Source organism: Silvibacterium acidisoli, from assembly GCA_022870745.1.
Lineage (GTDB): Bacteria > Acidobacteriota > Terriglobia > Terriglobales > Acidobacteriaceae > Silvibacterium.
In genome coordinates this window covers 4,212,456-4,236,305 of record CP085323.1, presented here as the reverse complement: position 1 = coordinate 4,236,305, position 23,850 = coordinate 4,212,456, and the positions used below count along the sequence as shown (strand labels likewise).

The 23,850-nt window shown below is 59.8% G+C and carries 15 protein-coding genes; 5 read left to right on the top strand and 10 right to left on the bottom strand.

The window, feature by feature from the left end; translation table 11 throughout:
* Positions 1–25 precede the first annotated feature (25 nt).
* From LJD29_RS17620 to LJD29_RS17595, 6 genes are all read right to left on the bottom strand, one after another.
* Positions 26–1,501: a sensor histidine kinase gene (locus LJD29_RS17620; protein WP_446742877.1), complete on the bottom strand. Its 1,476-nt coding sequence runs from the start codon at positions 1,499–1,501 to the stop codon at positions 26–28.
* On the bottom strand, positions 1,491–2,891 hold the full coding sequence (locus LJD29_RS17615; protein WP_446742876.1) for a sigma-54-dependent transcriptional regulator: 1,401 nt from the start codon (positions 2,889–2,891) through the stop codon (positions 1,491–1,493). Before LJD29_RS17615 ends, LJD29_RS17620 begins: the two co-directional genes overlap by 11 nt.
* Before the next feature lie 116 nt (positions 2,892–3,007).
* Positions 3,008–4,981, bottom strand: a complete 1,974-nt coding sequence (locus LJD29_RS17610; protein ID WP_446742875.1) for a TolC family protein — start codon at positions 4,979–4,981, stop codon at positions 3,008–3,010.
* Between the two features lie 54 nt (positions 4,982–5,035).
* Positions 5,036–5,734: an ABC transporter ATP-binding protein gene (locus LJD29_RS17605; RefSeq protein WP_446742874.1), complete on the bottom strand. Its 699-nt coding sequence runs from the start codon at positions 5,732–5,734 to the stop codon at positions 5,036–5,038.
* A 7-nt stretch (positions 5,735–5,741) separates the two neighbouring features.
* The gene (locus LJD29_RS17600) at positions 5,742–6,455 is read right to left on the bottom strand and encodes an ABC transporter ATP-binding protein (protein WP_446742873.1); all 714 of its coding nucleotides are present in this window, start codon (positions 6,453–6,455) and stop codon (positions 5,742–5,744) included.
* A gap of 123 nt (positions 6,456–6,578) precedes the next feature.
* Positions 6,579–7,901 (bottom strand): efflux RND transporter periplasmic adaptor subunit, encoded by a 1,323-nt coding sequence (locus tag LJD29_RS17595; protein ID WP_446742872.1) that lies wholly within the window; start codon positions 7,899–7,901, stop codon positions 6,579–6,581.
* A 133-nt stretch (positions 7,902–8,034) separates the two neighbouring features.
* On the opposite strand from LJD29_RS17595, the gene LJD29_RS17590 reads away from it, so the two are divergent.
* Together LJD29_RS17590 and LJD29_RS17585 are read left to right on the top strand one after the other, a co-directional pair.
* Positions 8,035–8,991 (top strand): D-2-hydroxyacid dehydrogenase, encoded by a 957-nt coding sequence (locus tag LJD29_RS17590; RefSeq protein ID WP_446742871.1) that lies wholly within the window; start codon positions 8,035–8,037, stop codon positions 8,989–8,991.
* Between the two features lie 451 nt (positions 8,992–9,442).
* Positions 9,443–9,928 carry a hypothetical protein gene (locus LJD29_RS17585; RefSeq protein WP_446742870.1) on the top strand — a complete coding sequence of 162 codons (486 nt, stop codon included), beginning with the start codon at positions 9,443–9,445 and terminating at the stop codon, positions 9,926–9,928.
* A 508-nt stretch (positions 9,929–10,436) separates the two neighbouring features.
* Here the strand turns inward: LJD29_RS17585 and LJD29_RS17580 are convergent.
* The 4 genes from LJD29_RS17580 to LJD29_RS17565 are packed head-to-tail and all read right to left on the bottom strand — an operon-like array spanning position 10,437 to position 19,652.
* Positions 10,437–11,951 (bottom strand): efflux transporter outer membrane subunit, encoded by a 1,515-nt coding sequence (locus LJD29_RS17580; protein WP_446742869.1) that lies wholly within the window; start codon positions 11,949–11,951, stop codon positions 10,437–10,439.
* 35 nt (positions 11,952–11,986) lie between these two features.
* Positions 11,987–15,085: a multidrug efflux RND transporter permease subunit gene (locus LJD29_RS17575; RefSeq protein WP_446742868.1), complete on the bottom strand. Its 3,099-nt coding sequence runs from the start codon at positions 15,083–15,085 to the stop codon at positions 11,987–11,989.
* A complete protein-coding gene (locus LJD29_RS17570; protein WP_446742867.1) occupies positions 15,082–18,396 on the bottom strand; it encodes an efflux RND transporter permease subunit in 3,315 nt (1,104 codons plus the stop codon). Before LJD29_RS17570 ends, LJD29_RS17575 begins: the two co-directional genes overlap by 4 nt.
* A complete protein-coding gene (locus LJD29_RS17565; RefSeq protein WP_446742866.1) occupies positions 18,393–19,652 on the bottom strand; it encodes an efflux RND transporter periplasmic adaptor subunit in 1,260 nt (419 codons plus the stop codon). Before LJD29_RS17565 ends, LJD29_RS17570 begins: the two co-directional genes overlap by 4 nt.
* Before the next feature lie 368 nt (positions 19,653–20,020).
* On the opposite strand from LJD29_RS17565, the gene glpK reads away from it, so the two are divergent.
* The 3 genes from glpK to LJD29_RS17550 are packed head-to-tail and all read left to right on the top strand — an operon-like array spanning position 20,021 to position 23,816.
* The gene (gene glpK / locus LJD29_RS17560; RefSeq protein WP_446742865.1) at positions 20,021–21,511 is read left to right on the top strand and encodes a glycerol kinase GlpK; all 1,491 of its coding nucleotides are present in this window, start codon (positions 20,021–20,023) and stop codon (positions 21,509–21,511) included.
* Positions 21,508–23,082, top strand: a complete 1,575-nt coding sequence (locus LJD29_RS17555) for a glycerol-3-phosphate dehydrogenase/oxidase (protein ID WP_446742864.1) — start codon at positions 21,508–21,510, stop codon at positions 23,080–23,082. The genes glpK and LJD29_RS17555 overlap by 4 nt, the downstream gene beginning before the upstream one ends.
* The gene (locus LJD29_RS17550) at positions 23,079–23,816 is read left to right on the top strand and encodes an MIP/aquaporin family protein (protein ID WP_446742863.1); all 738 of its coding nucleotides are present in this window, start codon (positions 23,079–23,081) and stop codon (positions 23,814–23,816) included. Before LJD29_RS17555 ends, LJD29_RS17550 begins: the two co-directional genes overlap by 4 nt.
* The last annotated feature ends 34 nt before the right edge of the window (positions 23,817–23,850 follow it).

Sequence of the window (23,850 nt, the reverse complement as noted above, 5' to 3'; positions counted from 1 at the left end):
CTGCTCCAGCGAATCGTTTTCTCCTCTATCGTACCGGAGCCGGATCGATTGAGGGTTGCGGCTGGGCGGCGGCTTCGGATTCGCGTTCCGTATCGGTATCCATCCGGACCGGAAGAGGAATACGCAATTCCGCCTCGCAACCTGTGGCATCTGTGCGATTGTGCAGCTCAACGGTTCCGCCATGCCCCTCGGCAATCTGCCGTGCCAGGGCCAAACCTACACCGCTGCCCGACTTCTTGGTGGTGTAGAACGGCACAAAAAGATTGCCCGGATTCGTAAGCCCGATACCGTTATCCGTGATGCGAATAAGCAGCACGTCCCGCAGTTCCTCGCAGTCGATCTTAACCGCGGGCTGCGCGGCCTGCCTGCCCTCGCTCAGCGCATCCTCATAAGCGGAGATCGCTGACTCTACCGCGTTTCGCACCAGGTTGATCAGCAATTGCTCCAGCTGATCGGGATCGGCCACCAACTCTGCCTCGATCTGCGTCGCTAACTTCACCTCGATCCGGGTTTCCACGCCCACCACGCGATCGAGCAGCGGACGCACCTGCACCCGCCGCCGCACCGGCGCCGGAAGCTGCGCCAGTTGCCGATACGCCTGTACGAACCGGTTCAGCGCCTCGGCCCGGCCCTCGATCACGCCCAGTCCGCGCTCGAAATCCGGCAAGGCTTGCTCCCCCTGCGGCAGGCGAGTGCGCAGGCTGCCGGCAATCGATTTGATGGGAGCCAGCGAATTACTGATCTCATGCCCAAGGACCCGAATCAGTCTGCGCCATGCCACGCGCTCTTCTTCACGCAGAGCCGCGCTTACGTCAGAGAGCAACAGCAGTCGATGCGGCACTCCCTGCTGGCGAAAATCGCTGTGCCGGATCATCCAGCGCGACGGTGGACCCGCCTGCCTCTGCCCATCGAGCACAAGTACGCCCTCGTCCGGCTGGTCGAGCAGGTGCTCGAGCTTCAGCTCCGCTACCGTGCGCCCCAGGTCGCGCGCCGAGTTCACGGCGAAAAGCTTCTCCGCAGCCGGATTAATGAGACGCAGACGATTGCCATGATCGAAGGCCAGCACCGGCGCATCCAGTTCGGCGATTACGCGGCGGAAAAGCGCTGCCGCCTCGAGCGAAGCCAGGCGCTGCGACTGGTGAATGTCGGCCAGCGCATTGATCTCGATGGCGAGATCGCCGAAGGGCCCGTCGCGACGCGCTCCCCGTGCGCGAAAGGAGTAATCCTCTTCGCGCAACGCAGCCACCACGTTGGCCAGCGTTTGCAGCGGACGCATCACCTGATCCATAAATGCCGCGATCGCAAGCAGCAGCGCCAGGGCCGAAATAGAAAGAATGCTTGCAATTGCTGCCGCCGATAGCTGCAGCACAAACAGCAGGATGGCCAGCAGCGCGAAGGCAGGCAGGGCCATCAGCGCGCAGAAGAGCTGCAGCTTTCTCTCAAACGAAAGACTGTCACGCCCCGGATTGCTGCGGCTGCGGCGCCTGTAGCTAGATGCCATACTTTTCCATCCGCCGGTACAGCGCGCCACGGCTCAGGCCGAGCGCCTCTGCGGCCTGGCTCACGTTCCCGGCGGAACGCGACAAGGCCTTGCGGATGAGAATACTCTCAACTGACTCGAGACTCATCTCTTCGAGTCCCTGGCTGGAGATGCGGCCCGGGCTTAGTCCCAGGTCTGCGGTCTCGATCTGTGGACCGCGAGCCATCAGCACCGCACGCTCAATCGTGTGATCGAGCTCGCGCACATTGCCCGGCCACGCGTGCAGCAACATCGCCTGGATCGCTCCCGCATCGAGGCCCGATACCTGCTTGCGGTAGCGCTGCACGTAACGCGCGAGAAAGTGCGCTGCCAGCGCGGGAATGTCCTCGCGCCGCTCGCGCAGCGGAGGCAGATGGATCTCAACGGTGTTCAGGCGGAAAAGCAGGTCAGGGCGGAAGCGTCCCGCTTCGGCCTCGGCATGAAGGTCGGCATTGGTCGCCGAGAGCACGCGCACATCGACGCGCCGCGTCTTCGAGGAGCCAACGCGCTCCATCTCGCCCGTCTCGAGCACACGCAGCAGCTTGGCCTGCTGCCGTAGCGGGACATTGGCGATCTCATCCAGGAACAACGTGCCGCCGTCCGCCAGCTCGAAGCGGCCGATGCGCTCCGTTCGGGCATCGGTAAAAGCGCCTTTTACATGGCCGAACAACTCGCTCTCGAAAGTGCCTTCGGGCAGGGCTCCAGTGTTCACGGCAACCAGCGAGCGAGACGCGCGCGAAGAGAGCGCGTGCAGTGTCTGCGCCACCACTTCTTTGCCGGTGCCGTGCTCGCCGGTGATCATTACATTGGCATCCGACGGGCCGATACGCGCAATCGTCGCCAGCACCTGCTGCATCGAAGGAGCAGAAGCAATCATCTCCGGCAGCCCATCGGCACGCAGCAGGCGATTCTCCGCCTCAAGCCGCTGCGCTCGCCGCACCGCATGGTGGAGATCGATCTGCGTACGCAGAATAGCCAGCAGCCGGGCGTTGTCCCAGGGTTTCTGCACGAAGTCCTGCGCACCGCGCCGCATTGCCTCGACCGCAACCTCGACATTCGCCCAGGCCGTCATCACAATCACCGGCATCTGGCTGTCGTGCGCCTTGATCTGCGAAAGCAAGTCAAGACCTTCTTTGCCGGACGTGGTGTCACGCGTGTAATTCAGATCGATCAGCAGCGCGTCATACGTCTCCGACTTCAGCGCCTCAAGCACCATGAGCGGCGAACGCGCTGTCTCGATGCGAAAACCTTCGGGCTCAAGCAACAGCTCAAGCGCCTCAAGAATGTGAGGCTGGTCGTCAGCCACCAGCACCAGCGGTTTTCGCTGCGTGGAGCTCTGTATGCTGCTGCCGGAATGTACGGTCGTCGCCATCGAATGCCTTAGTATACCGGCGCTTGAAAGAAACCTCAGGGGCCCGAAGGCCCGTTCCTGCTGATCCGTAGGGCGCGGGCTGAAGCCCGCGCCCGCCAATGCATTCGAGAAGCAGCCTATTGATGAGTTACGACGCCGCTCTTCGCGTCATCAAGAGAGACACCGGTACGCTCTAGCGTGGAACCCGTGGCACGGTCGATATCGACCCTGGCTTTCTCGAAAGCGCTCTGAGCTACTGCAAGGGAAGACTCTGCAACGGCCAGCGCCTGCTCGGAAGTCAGCGTGTCATAGCTCGACATCGCGCCCAGCTTCTGCTCCTGCTTGGCGATGTCGAAGGTCTTCTGCGCGAGATCGCGAGCCTTCAGCGCCGCCGTCACGCGAGCCTGAGCCTGTTGCAGCGCATACTGCGAGTTGCGCACGTCGAGCAAGATGCTCTTCTTCTGCTGCTCGAACGTCAGTTCCTTTTGGCGATAGTCCAGCACAGCACGAAACTGATCAGCCTTGGCCTGGCGGTTGCGGAGAGTGATGTTCAGCGCAAAACCGACCTGGTATTCGGGGGAAGAGTAGTTAAAGGTGTCCTGAAAAGCACCGCTAAAGCCCGTGGGTAGGGTTGTGCTGCATTCGTTACCCAGAGCACAAGCCGGATTGAGCTGACCTCCAATGCCGTAGCCAACATACTCTCCGTAGAGAGAAAGCTTTGGAAGCAATTCGTTCTTGATGGTCTTCAGGTTGTTCTGCGCGATCTCCATCTGAATCTGATCTTCAGAGACGTCTGGCCGGTTTTTCTCTGCCTCGGCTATGAGCTGATCGATCGGCTCCACTTCCTTCGGGTCTGTTGCGCCCGTCAGATCGAGAGGAATAACCGGCATCTCTGCCAACGTCGGGTCTTCGATGGTCTTGGTAAGGGCATTCTTGATGAGAAGCTCATTCAGCCGAAGCGTCGCTCTTGCGACCGTCAAATCACCTTCGCTGGTCGCCACGGCGGACTGATCCTTCATCACCTGCATGGCAGGAATGTTCTGGAGGTCAAACTGCTTCTGGTCGTCTGCAAGGGTTTCGTTCGCATAGGCTAGAGAACGCTCCTTGGTCTGCGCATCCTGATAGGAACTCACCAGGTCCCAATAGATGTTTTCCACCTGAGTGATGGTGGCGATCACCTGTGCGCGGAAACCCAGATCCGTGAGCTCAAGGTTCTTCTTGGCGATATGGATGAAGCGCTCGTTGGTAGCAAGCCCGAAACCCTGCAACAACGGCTGATAGATAGTGAAGTTGAAGTTGGTCGTGAGCTGCGGGCTAAGGATATTAAAAATACTGTTCGTGGTTTCGCGATAGCCGAAGTCCGTCACGGTGAAATTGGTGCCGAGCGGGAACGCCTGCGAATAGCTGGACTCCAGCTCAATGGTGTTTTGCTTCAGGATCGGCACACCGGACTGAATCTGATTCACCTGTACCTGTGTGGTGTGATCGACAAACCCCTGTATGCCAAGCTGCGGATCGAACGAGTTGATAGCCGCACCATTACCGAGAGTCGACGTAACAAGACCGCCAGCGCCGGCAGCCGTCGCCCCACTGCTCGAGCCGCCTCCGCTGCCTACACCGCCGGAGCTGAATCCGCCCTGTGTTCCCTGCGCGATGCTCGTATTCACACCATTTGCCGAGCCGCCTGCTTTCGTGCGCAACAAATCGGCTTCCGCAATGGGCATGTTGTAGCGGAAGTAGGCGAGGTCGAGGTTGTTCTCAAGTGCCAGTGCAATGCAGTCGCGAAGCGAGAGGTAAAGCTTGCCGTCCCGAATCAGATCGTGAAGCCGCGAGGAGTTGGTGAGATTCAGCGGTGGCGCAGTCGCAGGCATATATGGCGAGAAAGGATTATGCGAACGGGGCACCTGTAAATGGAATGGCCCCTGCCCTTGCGCCGTTACCGGTCCTACCTGCTGCGACTGTTGAGCCTGCTGCGCGATACTCGGCGGCGCAGCCTGCTGTTGTGCTGCTGGAGCCTCGGGCGTCGTCTGCGCAAAGCCTCCCGGCGTCAACACCAGGCTCAACAAGCCCGCCGATACCCGCTGCCACACTCGTATTTCACGCCCTGTCATCTTCAACCTGCTCAAGGAAATTCCTGCCTTATATTCGAGATCTAAAAACACAAATCAGGCTGTAGGAGCAGCCAGTTCAGGATGCGCCGTATCCATCGTCAGCCAGCCATCGCGCACCTCGATCACGCGCGAACCGTAGGCTGCATTCGCCTCCGAGTGCGTCACCTGCACGATGGTGGTTCCCTGCTCGTTGAGCTGCTTGAAGAGCTCCATGATCTCTTTCGCCTGGCTCGAGTGCAGGTTGCCGGTGGGTTCATCGGCAAGCAGCAGCGAGGGCTTGTGAATCACGGCGCGGGCAATGCCTACAAGCTGCTGTTGTCCGCCGGAAAGCTGCGAGGGATACAGGTCCTTCTTGCCGACGATCTGGAAGCGGTCAAGCGTATCGGCCACCATGCCCTGCCGCTCGTTGCGCGGCATATTTTTGTACGTCAGCGGCAGATCGATGTTCTCCGCGACAGTCAGGTCGTCCAGCAGGTGATAGCTCTGGAAGACCATGCCGATATTCCGCTTGGCCACTTCTGCGCGCTGCTTGCGATTCATCAGGTGTACCGGCTCGTCCTTGAGCCAGTACTCCCCTGCCCACTGGTCGTCGAGCAGGGCAAGCACGTTCAGCAGCGACGACTTGCCCGCCCCCGACGGTCCCATGATGGTCAGGAATTCTCCTTCGCGGATCTCCAGGTTGATGCGGCGCAGCACCCACGTCTGCCCGGCCCCGGTCTTGTAGCTGCGTTCGATATTTTTCAGCTGAATCATGAGGCCCCTATTGCATCGACGCTTCTGCGAATTCGCCTTCGGCAACCACCTTGCCGTCGAAGAGGTGAATGTTGCGCTCGGCATGACGTGCAAAGCGGGGATCGTGCGTCACCATGCAGATGGTCGCACCTTCACGGTGCAGGTTCTGCAGCAGCTCCATCACGGCTTCACCGTTGCGCGAGTCGAGGTTACCGGTCGGTTCGTCAGCCAGCAGGATCGACGGCGAACCCGCCAATGCGCGAGCCACAGCTACACGCTGCTGCTGACCGCCGGAAAGCTGCGAAGGATAGTGCTTCATGCGGTGCGCCATCGAAACGCGCTCGAGCGACTCCTGTACGCGGCGCTTTCTCTCAGCGGCAGACATGCCGGTGCGATAGGTCAACGGCAGCTCGACATTCTCATACACAGTGAGATCGCCGATCAGGTTGAAGCTCTGGAAGATGAAGCCGATCTCCTGGTTGCGGATGCGCGAGCGTTGCGCGAAGTTGAGATTCTCAACCGCGTGGCCGTTCAGCATATACTTGCCGCCGGTCGGAGTATCCAGCAGGCCGATGATCGAGAGCAGCGTCGACTTGCCGCAGCCTGAAGGGCCGGACATGGCGACGTACTCGCCTTTGGAAATCGTCAGATGAATCCCCGAGAGCGCGTGCGTCTCGATTTCATCGGTATAGAAGACCTTCGTTAGGCCCTCAATTTCAATCAAAGCCTGCCTGTTTTCCATTCCATACGCTCCTAGACTTCATCTGCATTTCTTCAAAACCAGCCCATAAACCAAAGCCGACCAAAGGAAGGCCCGCTGCTGCCCGTACTAAGGACGGCGCCAAAGGCGCGGCTGCCTGGATGGCTAATCCAAACGAACCCGGTCTGTGCCGTCGTATCGCGACATATCCGAAAGGATGACGCGGTCGCCTTCTTTCAGTCCTTCGAGAATCTGGATCTGTGTGACCGACACCTTTCCTACCTTTACCTGCACCCGTTCTGCTGTCTTGCCATCCGGCCCGAGCTTGAAGAGGCTGATCGTGCTGTTCTCATTACCGAAGGCCGGACGGCCCACGTAGAGAACATCGGAAAGCCTTTCCAGATCGACGGTTCCATCCACACTCAACTGCGGCACCGCCCCCGGAGGAAGCGCGCCATCCATAGTTACGTCAACGACGCGCGTTCCGTTCAATACTGTTGGATCAATTCTGGTAACGTGGCCGGTAACGATGCCATTATGCGTGTCGACCTCTGCCACCTGGCCCAACTGGATGTCGTGCGCCTGGGTCTCGGCAATGTTCAGAGCGGCCTTCAGCTTGTCCGGCTGCACGACCTCGGCCACCGAAGTGCCCGCAGTCACATGCTGCCCCACTCCCACCGGCGTGGCCAGCGTCGAAAGCACGCCGGAGATGCCCGCCTTCACCTGCAGCGCGTTCTCCTGCTTCTGGTAGAGATCGAGGAGCGCTTTCGCCTGCTCGATCTTCGCCTGGGAAGAGGCAAGCTGCACTTCGATGGCGTGCTGATTGGTCTCGACCTGCTGCTGGCTCAGCTCATGCTGCGTGTTGAGCTGGTCGGCAGTGCCCTTCGACTTGCTGTAAGCCAGTCCCGAGATCACGCCCAGGTCATAGAGCTTCTTGTCTGTCTGCGCCTGCAGCTGGTCCTGTGCGTAATCCGCGTTGACCTGGGCGGCAGCCGTTTTCTTGTCCATGAGCGTACTGGCCAGGGTCGCCTGCAGGCTCTTGTAATCGGCCTGCGCGCCCTTCAGCTGCAACTGCGCATCGAGCAGCTTTTGCTGCAGCTCCGGAGCCGCGAGGTCCATCAGGATCGTATCCGGGGTGACCTTGGTGCCGGGCAGCACCCGGATGCGCACCACGGTCGCGTCGGTCTGCGCAGGAATCAGCTCGATCGAGTCCTCGCGCGGAACCAGCGTTCCCAGGCCGCGAACCTGGCGCACCATCGGCCCGCGTTTCACCGTGTCCGGCCAGATCGTGCTCGCGTCTACTGTTGGGGCGGCCGGTTTGAGGCGATACACCCCAACCGCCGCAGCAATGACTACAACCACCGCAGCCGCTCCCCATACGAGGTTGCGGCGAAGCTTCTTTTTCCGAATGTCAGGCCGTGCGATATCCATCACGCCCAAAGAATTGCACGCCGACGGCCATTTTTCCGCGACAGGCAAGCTGCTCATAATAAGCCACTTGTACCGGCTTGTGACTCCTCGGCGAAAAAGCCACTGCCCACATCTGTATCCGGCTGTCCGTTTTCGGACACAATCCGGCAAGCGCTTCCCTTCAGGTCCAACAAAACGTTACGCTCGAAGTATGAGCGACAAGAAGCCCGTACTCGTGCTGGCCAAAAGCCAGGAGCCCCAGTTCGCCAAACTCAAGGACATCCACCACATCATCGGAGCCGATACCGCCGCCTTCGGCTCCTCCGCCGCAGAGGCCGAAGTGCTTCTCAACTGGAACGGTTCGAGAGCCATGCTTCGGACTGTCTTCGATGCCTGCCCCAAACTGCGCTGGGTTCACTCCCGCTCCGCAGGACTCGATGCCGTTCTCTTCCCCGAGCTGGTGCAAAGCTCCGTCACGCTGACCAACGGCAAGGGCGTCTTCAGCCAGTCGCTCGGTGAGTTTGTGCTGGGCGCGGTGCTTTATTTCGCCAAGGACTTCGCGCGTATGCGCCGCAACCAGATCGCGGGCGTCTGGTCGCAGTTCGAGGTGGAAGAGATCGCCGGCCAGACCGCCGGCATCCTGGGCTACGGAGACATCGGCCGGGCCATCGCCACGCGCCTGCACGCCATGGGCATGCGCATTCTCGCCACCAAGCGCAGCCTGCCCGACGAGCCCGATCCGCTGATCGCAAAGTTCTACCCGGTGGAAGACCGATGCAAGCTGATTGCGAAGTGCGACTACGTGATCGTCGCCGCGCCGCTTACACCGGAAACCCACCATCTGGTAAGCGACGCCGAATTCGCCGCGATGAAGCCTTCAGCCGTTGTCATTAATGTAGGTCGCGGACCCGTCATCGACGAGCGGCCGCTTCTGAAAGCACTGAAGGAAAAAACCATCAAGGGCGCGGGACTCGACGTCTTCGAGACGGAACCGCTGCCTGCGGGCCACCCTTTTTACCAGCTCGACAATCTGCTGCTTTCGCCGCACTGCGCCGACAACACAACCACGTGGCTAGACGACGCCATGCGCTTTTTCATCGAGCAGTACGGAAGGTTCGAAAAAAGCGAACCGCTAAGGAATGTGGTCGAGAAGAAACAAGGCTACTAAAAGAATGACACGGGCGCCCCATGTCTGGATTCCGAGCCATGGGGCATCACCAGCCGGAGATCCACCTCTAGAGATCGAGACCCTGGCTCGACGGGAAGTTTTCCGCAGAAATTGCGCCGCAATGTGACGGCCTGCTGTAATCCCAGGCAACCCGCATGGATGCAATTTTTTACCGGTAATCAAACTTGGTTCACTGGTAAAAAACAAACCAACCGATGCCCTCCCATACCAATCTCTGTTAACAGGACGTAAATACACACGGAGCTGTCGTACGGGGATAGCTCCAGGGATTGGTTGTTTCATGCTGTACAAACTGCTTTGCACTGCAGTGATTGCAGGGTCTCTTGCCGCTTCCACCCACGCACAACAGGCAGATTCAACAACGGGGCCTCAGCAGAATTCTCAAATCACTTCCAGTTCGATGTCTTCGACCGCCGGAACCCAAAAACCGATGGAATTTTCGACGCCGAAAGTGGCATTTTCAGCCGGCTTCAGCTATCTGCAAACAGACCTGCTGAATACCCCTGGGGTAGCAAATACCTACACCATCGGATGGTATGCGATGCCGCAGTACTACTTCACCAGGCACCTTAGTGCGATCGGCGAATTTGACGATCTGGGAAACTACCACGCTCATGCCGGAGAGAATGTCCGTGCGTTCATGGGCGGCCCGGAGTGGACTCTTGCTCCCCGTCATCACCTGCAGCCATTCGTATTTACCGAAGGCGGCGCGGTGCGTGACTCGCGAGATGGCTATATCAACTGGATGGCCTCGACTGCCGGGGGAATCGGCGTCAACTCCAGGCTGAGCAAATCCGTGAGCTTCCAGCTGATTCCCGCGGAATACGTGGCATCGAAACAGACCGATGGCGACTGGTCGGGAGGCTTCATGGCCAAGGCCGGCATCACCTTCACCGGCTTTCACCTGAAACGCTAAAGCCTTCGCTCTTTGCGGAAAAATGCCGGGCCCCAGGGCCCGGCATTTCTTTCCGAGAAACAGTCCTTGGACCGGGATGGGCGCCGCTCTTCTTTAAATTCCTGATTCCTTGGACAAATCTCGATATCAGTTTTTGTTTCCACGTGACGCTTTCAATTATCCTTGCGCTCATACGAAGGATGCGGCACCCAGGCAACTGCCGCCAGAAAGGTCCATCATGTCCGCTGTTACGCGATTTCAATGTGAGATCTGCGGAACCGAAAGTTCCAATCCAGTGCACTGGTTCATGATTCAGTGCAACAGCGATGAGTTGAAGATCCGCAGGTGGGATAACGAAGCCGCGTCACAACCGGGTACTCGTCATTATTGCGGTGAAGCTCATGCCAGCCTCTATGTGAGCCGCTGGCTTGAAGATGCGTGCTCGCCTTCGCGGCCGGACTTCAACCGCCCATCCTCAGCTAATTAAGCAGACAGTCCCGCATCCCAAGCACGAGATGCGGGGCTGTCTTTATCTCTCGTAGCTGTACTCGCCCTTCTTAGGCTTCACAGCGGTCTGCTGCGGAGTAGGAAGATCCGCGCGATCCCATCCGCCGCCAAGCGCCTGCACCAGTTCCACCGACGCCGTCGCGACCTGTACCTGCAGGGTCGCAAGCGTCTGCTGATTGCTCAGAAGGGTGGTCTGCGCGACAGTCACATCGAGATAGGGATCGATGCCCATCTGGTAGCGCTGCATCTCGAGGTCGAGATACTGCTTCGAAGAATCGACCGCCTGCTGCTGCTTGAGGATCTGGTTCGACAGGATGCTGGTCGCCGCAAGATAGTCCTCAACCTGCTGGAAAGCGGTCAGGGTCGTCTGCCGGTAGGTGGCAACGTTGGCGTTATAGGTCGCGACGTACTGGTTCAGCTCGGCGCGATACAGCCCGCCGTTGAAGATTGTCTGCGAGATCGAAGGACCGATCGACCAGAGGCGGCTCGGCCAGTCGAACCAGTGCTGGAACTGCGAAGCCTCGAAACCTCCGGTAGCCGACAGCGTGACATCGGGGAAAAAGGCTCCGTAGCCGATGCCAATGGTAGCGTTGTCTTCTGCGACCGTTCGTTCTGCTGCCGCAACGTCCGGGCGGCGCTCCAACAGTTTTGAAGGCACGCCAACTGGGACTGCGGGAGGCTTGATCAGCTTGGGCTCTACTGCGAGCTTGAAGTCTGTCGCCGGCTTTCCGATAAGCATCGCGATGGCGTGCTCATACTGCGCACGCGACACGCCAAGGTTCAGGGACTGCGACTCGGCCGTCTGCAGGGTTGTCTTCGCCTCAACGACGGAGATGTAATCGCCGACACCGGTGTCGTACTGATTCTGGTTATACTCGAGGGCCTTCTTGTCCGCTTCGACGGTGTCGTCGAGGATTTTCTGCAACGCGTCCTGCCCGCGAAGCTCGAAATAGTATTCGGCCAGAGATGCCTGCTCGACGAGCTGCTCATTTGCCAGGTCCGCGGCGCTTACCTGCGCGGCATATTCGGCTTCACGTACTTCATTGCGGATCTTGCCGAAGAAATCCGGCTCCCAGGAAACGTCAAATGGAAAGGCCCAGGTCGTGCTCTGCTGGCCGGTATTTGCGTTGGAGGAGTTTGTCAGGTTCGCCGAAGAGCGCGAACGCTGCCAGGAGGGGTTCGTCGTTACTGTAGGCCAGTACTGAGCCTTAGCTTGGCGAGTCATGGCGCGGGCGGCCATGTAATTCTCGAAGTAGACCTTGATGTTCTGGTTGTTGATGTTGAGCTGTTCTTCGAGCGAATTGAGTTCAGGCTCGTTGTAAATCTCCCACCATTTGCCGCGCAGCATCGCGTCGTTGGGGTTGGCCACCTTCCAGCCGTCAGCATCCTGAAAATTGGCAGGCGTTTCCTTGTAGGCGGGAGCCACCGGGGCGGGCGCCGAGGGAGGACGATATTTGGGCCCGACATTGCACCCGGCCAGCAAAGCCACAAGTCCCAGGCAAAAGGCCGATGCCGCTTGTTGTTTCGTTCGCTTCATACAGAGCTTTCCGTTTCGATCAGTAGCCGCGTCCATCATCCAAGGTCCCCCGTCGCCGGATGGAAGGTGTCATGATGCTTGCCCATCACACGCAGGCGCAGGCGATCAAGGAAGAGGTAAACGACCGGCGTCGTGTAAAGCGTCAGCAGCTGGCTCATAATGAGGCCGCCGACAATCGTGATGCCAAGTGGCCTGCGCAGCTCCGACCCCGTTCCCGTTCCAAAGGCCAGAGGCAGCGCACCGAACAGAGCCGCCATGGTCGTCATTAGAATCGGGCGGAAGCGCAGCATGCAAGCCTCAAAAATCGCCTTATCCGTCGTCATTCCCTGCTCGCGCTCTGCCTGCAGGGCAAAGTCGATCATCATAATGGCGTTCTTCTTCACGATACCGATAAGAAGGATGATGCCGATGATCGAGATCACATTCAGGTCGACCCCGAACAGCATCAGCGCCAGCACCGCGCCGACACTGGCCGAAGGCAGAGTCGAAAGAATCGTAAGCGGATGCACCAGGCTCTCGTACAGGATGCCAAGCACGATGTAGACCGCCAGCAGAGCCGTGAGAATCAGCATTGGCTCAGTACTGAGCGATTGCTGAAATGCCTGTAGCGTTCCCGAGAACTGACCGTGAATGCTCTGCGGCGTTCCCAGTTTGTCCTGCATCTCCTGGATACGCTCCGTAGCCTGGCTCAGCGAAACATTCGGGGCAAGGTTGAACGAGATCGTCGTGGATGGAAACAGGCCGGTATGCGCTAACTGCAAAGGAGTTGTCGTCTGCTCTGCTTTTGTAATTGCGGCCAGCGGAATTGTGCCTGTCGGCGTGCCTGCCGTGTTGAGATAGATGTCTTTCAGACCCTCCGGGGTCTGCCAGTACGGCGGTGCGACTTCCATCACCACGTAGTACTGGTTCAACTCGGTATAGATCAGCGACACCTGCTCCTGCCCAAAGGCCGAGTACAGCGCAGAGTTGATACCGGTCGTCGTAATACCGAGACGCGCCGCCGTGGCACGGTCGTAGTCCAGGTATTCGCTCAGGCCGCCATTCTGCATGTCGGTGTTCACGTCCTGCAGGCCCGGGAGCTTCTTCATCTCCGCCAGAAGAATCGGTCCCCAGTGAGCGAGATCGCTGAAGCTATCTCCCTGCAGTGTGTACTGGTACAGCGCGTTGCTGCCGCGGCCGCCGATGCGGATATCCTGCGCTGCCTGCAGAAAGGCCTGGGCAACGGGCAGACGGTTCATCTTGGGTCGCAGTCTATTGATAACTTCTGCAGCCCCGATCTTTCTCTGGTCCAGCGGCTTGAGGGCGACATACATGAAGCCGCCGTTGCCTTTGCCAACGTAACCGATCACGTTGGCGACCGCCGGATCTTTCTTCACCACCCCGACGAGCGCTTTGATGGACTTATCCATGATCGGGAAAGAGGCGTCCTGCGGGCCCTGAATGCCACCGACAAGCGCACCCGTATCCTGCTGCGGGAAGAAGCCTTTCGGAATCTTCGCAATCAGCACCACGTTCAGCGCAACCACCATGAAGAGAATGACGAGCACGAGGCCCGGATTCTCAAGCACCCACTCCAGGCTCTTGCGATAGCCGAAGAGCATGCCGTCGAAGAACTTTTCGCTCCACTGGTAAAGGCGCCCATGCCGTTCATTGTCGTGCGCCTTCAGCAGATGCGCGCACATCATAGGCGTGGTGGTCAGCGAAATGACCATCGATACCAGGATCGCGGTCGAAAGCGTCACGGCAAACTCGCGGAAAAGCCTGCCGACGATGCCGCCCATCATCAGAATGGGAATGAACACCGCCACCAGCGACACGCTGATGGAGAAGACGGTAAAACCGATCTCCTTTGCACCCTTCAGCGCCGCGGGAAACGGCTTCATGCCGTCTTCCAGGTGGCGCGTGATGTTCTCCATCACCACGATCGCGTCATCCACCACGAAGCCGGTCGAGATGGTCAGCGCCATCAGCGACAGGTTGTCGAGGCTGAAGCCGAGCAGGTACATCACGGCAAACGTACCGATCAGCGATACGGGAACGGCAACACTCGGAATCAACGTCGCACGCGGTGAGCGCAGGAAGATAAAGACGACGAAGATCACCAGCACGATCGAGATAATCAGCGATCGCTCGACGTCCGTAACCGAGGCGCGGATGGTCGTGGTGCGGTCCATCACCACGGTCATCTCGATTCCCTGCGGGATCGTCGCCTTCAGGAACGGCAGCGACGCACGGATACGGTCAACCGTCTGAATGATGTTCGCGCCCGGCTGGCGGAAGATGATGATCGGGATCGAAATCTTTCCATTCAGATATCCGGCATTGCGCACGTCTGAAGTGGAGTCGATGACCTCGGCAACATCGGAGAGACGCACAGCATGGCCGTTGTGATAGCCGACGATAAGCGGCGCATACTGGTCGGCATGGCGCATCTGGCCATTCGTGATGATGTCGTAGCTGTGCTTGCCGTCGGAGATCTGTCCACGTGCAAGATCTGAGTTCTGTACGCTGAGAATCGACTGAATGCTCGACAGCGTCAGGCCCATGCTGTTCAGCAGCGTGGGATTGACCTCGACACGCACCGAGGGCTGCGCGCCGCCGCCGACGACCACCTGGCCGACGCCCTGCACCTGCGAGAGCTTCTGCTCCATCACCGTCGAGGCTTCGTCGTACAGCTTGGCGCGGTCATATACATCGGAGGTGAGGCCGATGATCATGATCGGCGCATCGGCCGGGTTGACCTTGCGGTAAGTCGGATTGCCCGGCAAATTGGTGGGCAGGTAGCTGCGCGCCGCGTTGATGGCGGCTTCGACGTCGCGCGCCGCGGCGTCGATGTTGCGGTTCAGATCGAACTGAATATTGATGCTGACGCTGCCGAGCTGGCTCGACGAGGTCATCTCCGTCACGCCGGCGATATGGCCGAACTGGCGCTCAAGCGGCGTGGCAACCGAGGAAGCCATGATCTCCGCGCTGGCGCCCGACAGCGACGCCTGCACCGAGATGGTGGGGAAATCCACCTGCGGCAGCGGTGAAACCGGCAACACGGTAAATCCGACCGCGCCCGCAATCGCCACGGCAATGGTCAGCAGCGTGGTGGCTACGGGGCGTCGAATGAATGGGGCGGAGATGTTCATGGGTGGTGAACATCCTCCACTTTCGGCGGCAGGCTGCGATCCACCGGCTTGCCGGAGATTCTGCGGCCCAGGTTATCGAAGAAGATGTAGATAACCGGAGTCGTGTAAAGGGTCAGGATTTGGCTCAGCAGCAGACCGCCGACCATCGAAATACCCAGCGGACGGCGCAGCTCCGAACCGATGCCATTGCCCAGCGCCAGAGGCACGCCGCCCAGCAGCGCCGCCATGGTGGTCATCATGATCGGGCGGAAGCGCAGCAGGCTGGCCTCGTAGATCGCCTCGGTCGAGGTCTTCCCGTGATCGCGCTCGGCTTCGAGCGCGAAGTCGACGATCATGATACCGTTCTTCTTCACGATACCGATCAGCAGGATGATGCCGATGATGGCCACCACGCTCAGATCCTGGTGGAAGAGCATGAGCGCGAGCAGCGCTCCCACACCGGCCGAAGGCAGCGTGGAAAGAATCGTGATCGGGTGAATGAAGCTCTCATAAAGCACACCGAGCACGATGTACACCGTGACCAGAGCGGCCAGAATCAGGATTGCTTCGTTCGACTGCGAGTTGCGGAACGAGGCGGCAGTTCCCTGGAAGTCTGCCTGCAGGCTTGGCGGGAAGTGGATATCCTTCTGGACCTTGGTGATCTCATCGATCGCTGTTCCGAGCGATGCGCCCGGAGCAAGGTTGAACGACACCGTCACCGCTGGGAACTGGCCCTGGTGTGCAATCGAGAGAGCTTCCGTCGTCTTCGACATCTGCGCGAAGACGCCGAGCGGCACCGCGTTGATACCTCCCACTGAAGAACTGGTGAGAGTCGGACTTGCCGTAGACGAACTCGTGCCGGAAAGCGCACGGGTCGGCGGTGTCAGTACGTCAGACGACGGCGTGTACTGCACAGAAGTGGTCGTTGCGTTCGAGCCTGCCGACGCAGAGCCAGAAGCAGCAAAGGAGGTCGAGGCTCCGGGGCCGCTGGTTCCTGTCGAGGCACCGGACTGGATGAACAGCTTGTTCAACTGCGCCGGATCCTGCTGAAACTGCGGCTTCGCTTCAAGGATCACGTGATACTGGTTCAACTGCGTGTACATCGTGCTGATCTGGCGCTGGCCGTAAGCGTCATACAGGGTGTTGTCCACGGTCGCAGGCGCGACGCCGAGGCGCGATGCCGTGATGCGGTCGATCATCAGGGAGACAGCGCTGGCTCCGGTCTGTTGGTCGGTCGCGACGTCTTCAAGTTCTGGGATCTTCTTTAGTCTGTCGACGAAGCGGTTGGTCCACTCGTTCAGTTCGTTGATATCCGGGTCTTCGAGCGAGTACTGATACTGGGTGCGGCTTACACGATCGTCTACCGTGATGTTCTGCACTGGCTGCATATAAAGGGTTATCCCCTTTATGCCGGAGAGGTTCCTCTGCAGCCTGCGAATCACATCGGAGGCGCTGAGGTCGCGCTGATCTTTCGGCTTAAGGTTGATGGAGAAGCGTCCGCTGTTCAGCGTGGTGTTGGTACCGTCCGCGCCGATAAAGGAAGAGAGACTCTCGACCGCCGGATCTTCCAGGATAATCTTCGCAAGCTGCTTGTGAAGATCAGCCATCGCCGGGAAGGAAATCGACTGCGGAGCCTGCGAGATACCCTGGATCACGCCGGTATCCTGCACCGGGAAGAAGCCCTTCGGGATCGCGATATACATCAGAACGGTCAGCACCAGCGTTGCCAGCGCTACCAGCAGCGTGATCGTCTGGTAGCGAAGCACGAAGCTGAGCGTCCGCCCGTAGAAGCGGATCATCGCATTGAAGACGTTCTCGGAAGCCCGGTAGAAACGTCCCTGCGTTGCTTCGGGATTGTGCCGCAGAATGCGCGAGCACATCATTGGCGTAAGAGTCAGCGAAACCACCGCCGAGATCACGATCGTTACCGCCAGCGTCACTGCGAACTCGCGGAAGAGACGGCCCACGACATCGCCCATGAAAAGCAAGGGGATGAGCACGGCGATCAGCGAAACCGTCAGCGAAACGATGGTGAAGCCGATCTGCCCTGCGCCCTTGAGCGCGGCCTCCATCGGCGGATCGCCCTCTTCGAGATAACGCGAGATGTTCTCGATCATCACGATCGCGTCATCAACGACGAAACCTGTTGAGATGGTCAATGCCATCAGCGACAGGTTGTCGAGCGAGTAGCCGAGCATGTACATCACGGCGAAGGTGCCGATCAGTGACAGCGGCGCGGCCACGCTGGGAATGATGGTGGCGTAGATATTCCTCAGGAAGAGGAAGATCACCATCACGACCAGCGCAATGGTCAGCATCAGTTCGAACTCGACGTCGTCGACCGATGCCTGGATCGAGGTCGTAAGATCGGTGAGCGTGGTGACCTTGATGCCCGCGGGCAGGTTCGCCTGCAGCTGCGGCATCAGCTTCTTGATGCTCTTGACCACGCTGATGGTGTTCGCGCCCGGCTGCCTCTGTACGTTGAGGACGACAGCCGGCGTGTTGTTCATCCACGCAGCCTGCTTGCTGTTCTCGACACCGTCGACAACGTTGGCGACATCTTTTACGAAGACAGGTGCGCCATTGCGATACGCAATGACTACCTTCTTGTAGTCGGCGCTGGTCTGCAGCTGATCGTTCGCATCGATCTGGAAATCCTGGTGCGAGCCGTCAAAGTTGCCCTTCGCGGTGTTCGTGCTGGCATCGGTGAGGGCCGTGCGCACATCCTCCATGTTGATGCCATAGGAGGCGAGCTGGGCAGGGTCCACCTGGATGCGCACCGCGGGCTTCTGCCCGCCGCTGATGCTTACAAGACCGACGCCGCTGAGCTGCGAGATCTTCGGAGCCAGACGCGTATCGACGAGATCTTCCACCTGCGAAAGCGGCATCGTGTCTGACGTAATGGCCATCGTCAGGACCGGGGCGTCTGCAGGATTGGTCTTGCTGTAAACAGGAGGAGTAGGCAGCACCGATGGCAGGAAGCTCTGCCCGGCGTTGATGGCGGCCTGCACCTCTTCTTCGGCGACGTCGATATTCTCAGACAGGTTGAACTGCAGCACGATCACCGACGTGCCGCCCGAGCTGGTCGAGGTCATCTGGCTCAGGCCCTGCACTTCGCCGAACTGGCGTTCGAGCGGAGCCGTTACGGTCTGCGCCATGACCTCAGGACTCGCGCCCGGATAGAACGTGAGGACCTGAATCGTCGGGTAGTCGACCTCAGGCAGCGCCGAGATAGGCAACTGCGTGAAGGCAACCAGACCGGCAAGCAGGATCGCGGCCATCAGCAACGAGGTTGCCACCGGCCGCAGAATAAATGGGCGCGACGGACTCACGGTGCGTCGCTCTCACTTGTGCTCTTGGGAACAGGCTTCTTCGAGATGACTACCTTCGAGCCATCCTGCAGCTTCTCGTAGCTGCTCGAAGCCAATACATCGCCGGGCTCGACGCCTTCCACGGCTGTCTGTCCCGCGTCCGTCGTGCCCTCGGTGACCTTCTGCATCTTGGCCACGCCGTCCTTGATCACGTACACGAAGGCCACATCGCCGTTGTGCTGCACGATATTCGACGGAATCAGCGTCATGTTGTGCTGGGTTTCGACCAGCAGGCGCGTGTTTACGAACTCGTTCGGGTAAAGGACTTCTTTACTGTTGTCGAACTGCGCGCGCAACTTGATGGTGCCCGTGGTCGTATCCACCTGGTTATCGAGAGCCAGCAGCTTGCCCGTTGAGAGCTTCTTCTCCTGCGACCGGTCGTAGGCATCGACGGTCAACGCCGTCCCGCGCATGTGCGAAATGATGTCGCTGAGATGATCCTGCGCGATGGTGAAGACCACGGTGATGGGATTCATCTGAGTAACCACGGCAAGAGCTGTCGAACCGCTCGACTGCACCAGGTTGCCCGGGTCAACCAGACGCAGGCCCACCTTGCCGTTGATCGGCGAAACAATGTGCGTATAGCTCAGCTGCACTTTGTCGTATTCGAGCGTGCCCTGGTCGGATTTCACCAGTCCCTGGTCCTGCAGAACGAGCTTTTCCTGGTCGTCAAGCGTCTGCTTGGGAATCGCGTTCTTCGCCCACGCAGCCTGGTAGCGCTCAAGGTCCATCTGCGCCTGTGCCAGCACGCCCTGGTCGCGCTCGAGCGTTCCCGCCGCGACGTCTACCTGCGCAGCATACTGCCGGGGATCGATCTCCACCAGCGGATCGCCCTTCCGCACCGACTGACCTTCACGGTAATAGACCTTCGTGATAACGCCAGTCACCTGGTTGTAGAGCGTGGTGGTATAGACAGGCGTGACCGTTCCGATGGCATCCAGATAAACGCCGATATCGCCTTTTTTCGCGGTCGTTGTAGTCAGCGTGACCGGCCCCTGGAAGCCGTGCCCCCTGCCGCCACCGCCCTGCTTGCCGCCGGCCTGTTTCTCCGAGTCGCCATGGTGACGCAGCACCAGAACGAGGATCAAAGCGAAACCCAGCAGGAGAACAATCCATAGCCACTGCCGGCTCTTTTTCTTTGGTGGTGGAGGCGCTTCCACAGAGGAAGGCAGTTGATGATCGGGGGGGACGGGTGTACCGGGCGGTTTCTGTTCCATTGTGTCGTCTTGCACCGTCAGAAGGCTTTAGTAAAGACGCGCTTTCGCGGCGCCAATTCACAAAATTTAAAATATCTTGTCCGGTCAGGCGGTGCCTGCTCGGCTCAGGACAGGGATTCAGCGTTGGCATCAACCTGCGTCAGCTATACCAGTCGGATGGCCTTTTGCAGTTGGACGGATGAGCGGTTCAGATTGTTTCGTAACAACACCATAAGGTTATCATTCCAAAAACTGTAGCTCACCCTGCGAGACAACATGCGGGTTTTAGATGGGAGACCCGCGCTATATAGATGTCTGGAAATCTGCCTGCCTCCTAAATCCTGTGGGCCACTTGCCATCTCCATTGCAAATATGTAAGACAGCTACTCATGTCCTTCATCCTCGCGCTTGACCAGGGAACCACCAGCTCGCGGGCCATCCTCTTCACCCATGACGGTAAGGTTCATGCGGAAGCCCGCCAGGAATTCCGGCAGATTTATCCCAAACCGGGCTGGGTGGAGCACGACCCCTTCGACATCCTGACTTCGCAGCTCGGTTGCGCGATCGAGGTATTGGGCCGCGCCCAGCTCCGGCCTCGCGATATCGCAGCCATCGGCATTACCAACCAGCGTGAAACGACCATTGTCTGGGACCGCGAGACCGGCAAGCCGGTTTATAACGCCATCGTCTGGCAGGACCGCCGCACCGCTTCCCTTTGCGACCGGCTGAATCGGGAGGGTGCCGAGCGGAGCATCCGCGAAAAGACCGGGCTGCTCATCGATCCTTATTTCTCAGGCACGAAGATCGCCTGGATCCTCGACAATGTGCCCGGAGCACGACAGCGCGCCGAAGCCGGCAAGCTGGCCTTCGGAACCGTCGACAGTTGGCTGGTCTGGAATCTGACCAGCGGCAGCCGCCATGTCACCGACCAGACCAACGCCTCACGCACCCTGCTCTACAACATCGTGGAAGGCCGATGGGATACCGATCTTCTCAGGCTGCTCGACATCCCGGAGAGCATGATGCCTGAAGTCGTCTGGTCGAGCGAAAAGCTCGGAGGCGTCACCACCACGCTCGGCCTGGGGTCGGTTGAAATCGCAGGGATCGCGGGTGACCAGCAGGCCGCGCTCTTCGGCCAGCTCTGCCTCACCCCGGGACAGGCAAAAAACACCTACGGCACCGGCTGCTTCCTGCTGCAGAACATAGGCGAAAAATTTCTGCTCTCGAAAAAGAGACTGGTCACCACCCTTATCTGCAGCACAGAGCGCAAGCGCGAGTATGCTCTCGAAGGCAGCATCTTCATCGGGGGTGCGGTGGTGCAGTGGCTGCGCGACAACCTGCGACTGATCCGCACGTCATCTGAAGTGGAGTCTCTGGCCGCCAGTGTCACGGATACCGACGGCGTCGTCTTCGTACCCGCCTTTGTCGGCCTCGGAGCGCCGCACTGGGATCCCCATGCCGCCGGACTGCTTATCGGGCTGCGCCGCAGCACCCAACCCGGACACATCGCCCGGGCCGCCCTTGAAAGCATCGCCTTCCAGGTCGCTGACGCACTCTCCGCCATGGATGAAGACACCGGGGGCGAAGCCAGCGAATTGCGCGTCGACGGCGGCGCGGCGGCCAATGACCTTCTTATGCACTTTCAGGCCGGACTGCTCGGTATCCCTGTACTTCGCCCGAGCGTCATCGAAACCACCGCCTTGGGGGCGGCCTATCTGGCCGGTCTCGCGACCGGCTTCTGGGAGAGTCCCGCAGAGATCGTAAAACTGCGCGAGCCCGAACAACGCTTCGAGCCCGAGATGGCCCGTGCCAGCGTCAAGGCCTCCCGCGAGCGCTGGCAGAACGCAGTGGAACGCGCCAAACGATGGGAGACCGAATGAAGCGCGAACAGATGCTCGAGAACCTGCGCACTCGCACCACGCCGTGGGACATTGTCATTATCGGAGGAGGCGCCACCGGCGCAGGTGTCGCGGTGGACGCGGCCACGCGCGGCTTCTCAACCCTGCTGCTCGAGCGCGAAGACTTCGGCAAGGCGACTTCCAGCCGCAGCACCAAGCTCATTCACGGAGGCGTGCGCTACCTCGAGCAAGGCAACATCACTCTGGTTATGGAGGCGCTCAAAGAACGCGGCATCCTGCGCCGCAACGCGCCGCACCTGGTTCATGACCTGGCCTTCGTCGTGCCCAACTATGAATGGTGGGAAGCTCCGTTTTACGGCATTGGGATGAAGGTCTACGACCTGCTCGCCGGACGCTACGGCTTCGGCAAGTCGCGCATTCTCTCGCGCGAAGAGACCCTGGAGCGCCTGCCGACGATCCGCACCGATGGATTGCGCGGCGGCGTCATGTATTACGACGGCCAGTTCGACGACTCGCGCCTGCTCATCCACCTGATTATGACGGCTGCCGACCACGGCGCGACGCTGCTCAACTACGCCGAGGTCACGGCGATTCCACGGGGCGAGGACGGCTTTGTTTCAGGAGTCGAAGTGGTCGACCGCTCCTCCGGCAGCGGCACCTTTCATATCCCTGCCCGGGTCGTCATCAACGCAACTGGCATCTTCACCGACGAAACCCGCAGGCTCTCCGACCCGTCAGCCGAGCCGATGGTCGCGCCCAGCCAGGGCATCCATCTTGTCTTCGAGCGATCGTTCCTGCGTGGCGATTCGGCCATCATGGTTCCGCATACCAGCGACGGCCGCGTGATGTTCGCCATCCCCTGGCACGAACACACCGTGGTCGGTACGACAGATACAGCGATCGACAGCCCTTCCTACGAGCCGCGGCCGCTGGAGCAGGAGATCGAATTCGTGCTCGAAACCGCCGGACAATATCTGAGCCGTCCGCCGCTCCGGGAAGACATTCTCAGCGTCTACACGGGCATCCGGCCACTGGTAAAAGCCGGGATGGGCTCCAAGACCTCTGCGCTCTCCCGCGACCACACGATCCACATCGAAAGCAGCGGGCTGCTGACCATCGTCGGCGGCAAGTGGACCACCTACAGGCACATGGCCGAGGATTGCGTCGATCATGCCATCAACCTCGGCAGTCTCGAAGAACGCAAATGCCTCACCCACGAATTGAAGATCCATGGGTATCCATCTGATACAACGCATCTTAATCATTTCCTCGTCTACGGTTCGGATGCAGAGAAGATTCATCGCCTGATCGACGAGAATCCGAGCCTCGAACGCCAGCTCCACCCCGATCTCCCTTACATCGCCGCCGAGGTCGTATGGGCGGTGCGGGAGGAGATGGCTCGCACGGTCGAAGACGTCCTTGCCCGGCGCACCCGGGCGCTGTTCCTTAACACCTCGGCTGCGCTTGCCATGGCCGAAGACGTGGCAATGCTCATGACTTCGGAACTTAGCGAAGATCAGCACTGGCTCGCAGCCCAGCTGGCCGATTTCCGGCTACTCGCTGAAGCTTATCTTCCCGGCGGTGCGGCATGATCGTTCCCCGTTCGCCCGAGCTGGGCGAGTTTGCCGGCACCCTGGTCATGATCCTGCTGGGCGACGGCGTGGTGGCAGGCGTGCTGCTCAAACGCTCGAAGGCCGAAGACGCCGGATGGCTGGCCATCACCACAGCCTGGGCCTTTGCCGTGCTCTGCGGCATATTCACAGCCAATCTCTTCGGCAGCACTGACGCACACCTGAACCCGGCTATTACCCTCGCCATGGGGGTCAAGGGCGGCGGCTTCGGCAAGGTGCTTCCCTACGCCCTGGCGCAGCTCGCGGGCGGCTTTGCCGGAGCGGTTCTGGTATGGCTGCACTACCTGCCGCATTGGAAGGTCTCCGACGACGCAGGTGCAAAGCTTGGAGTTTTCTGTACCCGCCCGGCGATCCGCTCGTACGCAGCGAATCTGCTGAGCGAGATCATCGCCACTGCTACCTTGATCGTGGTCATCGGCGCCATCAGCTCGAAGCTTGTGCTGACAACCGGAGCTGCCGCAGGGCTTTCACCCTATCTCGTAAGCTGCGTGGTCTGGGGTATCGGGCTGTCGCTGGGAGGCACAACCGGCTATGCGATGAATCCCGCGCGCGATTTCGGCCCGCGCCTCGCGCATGCGATACTGCCCATTGCAGGCAAAGGCGGGTCGGACTTTCGCTATGCTCCGATTCCCGTCTTCGGACCGGCCATTGGCGGAGTTATCGCCGGGCTCATCCTGCGCTGGATCGGCGCCTGACCGTTGACGCTTCGCGGCCCTGGCGGGCACCTGC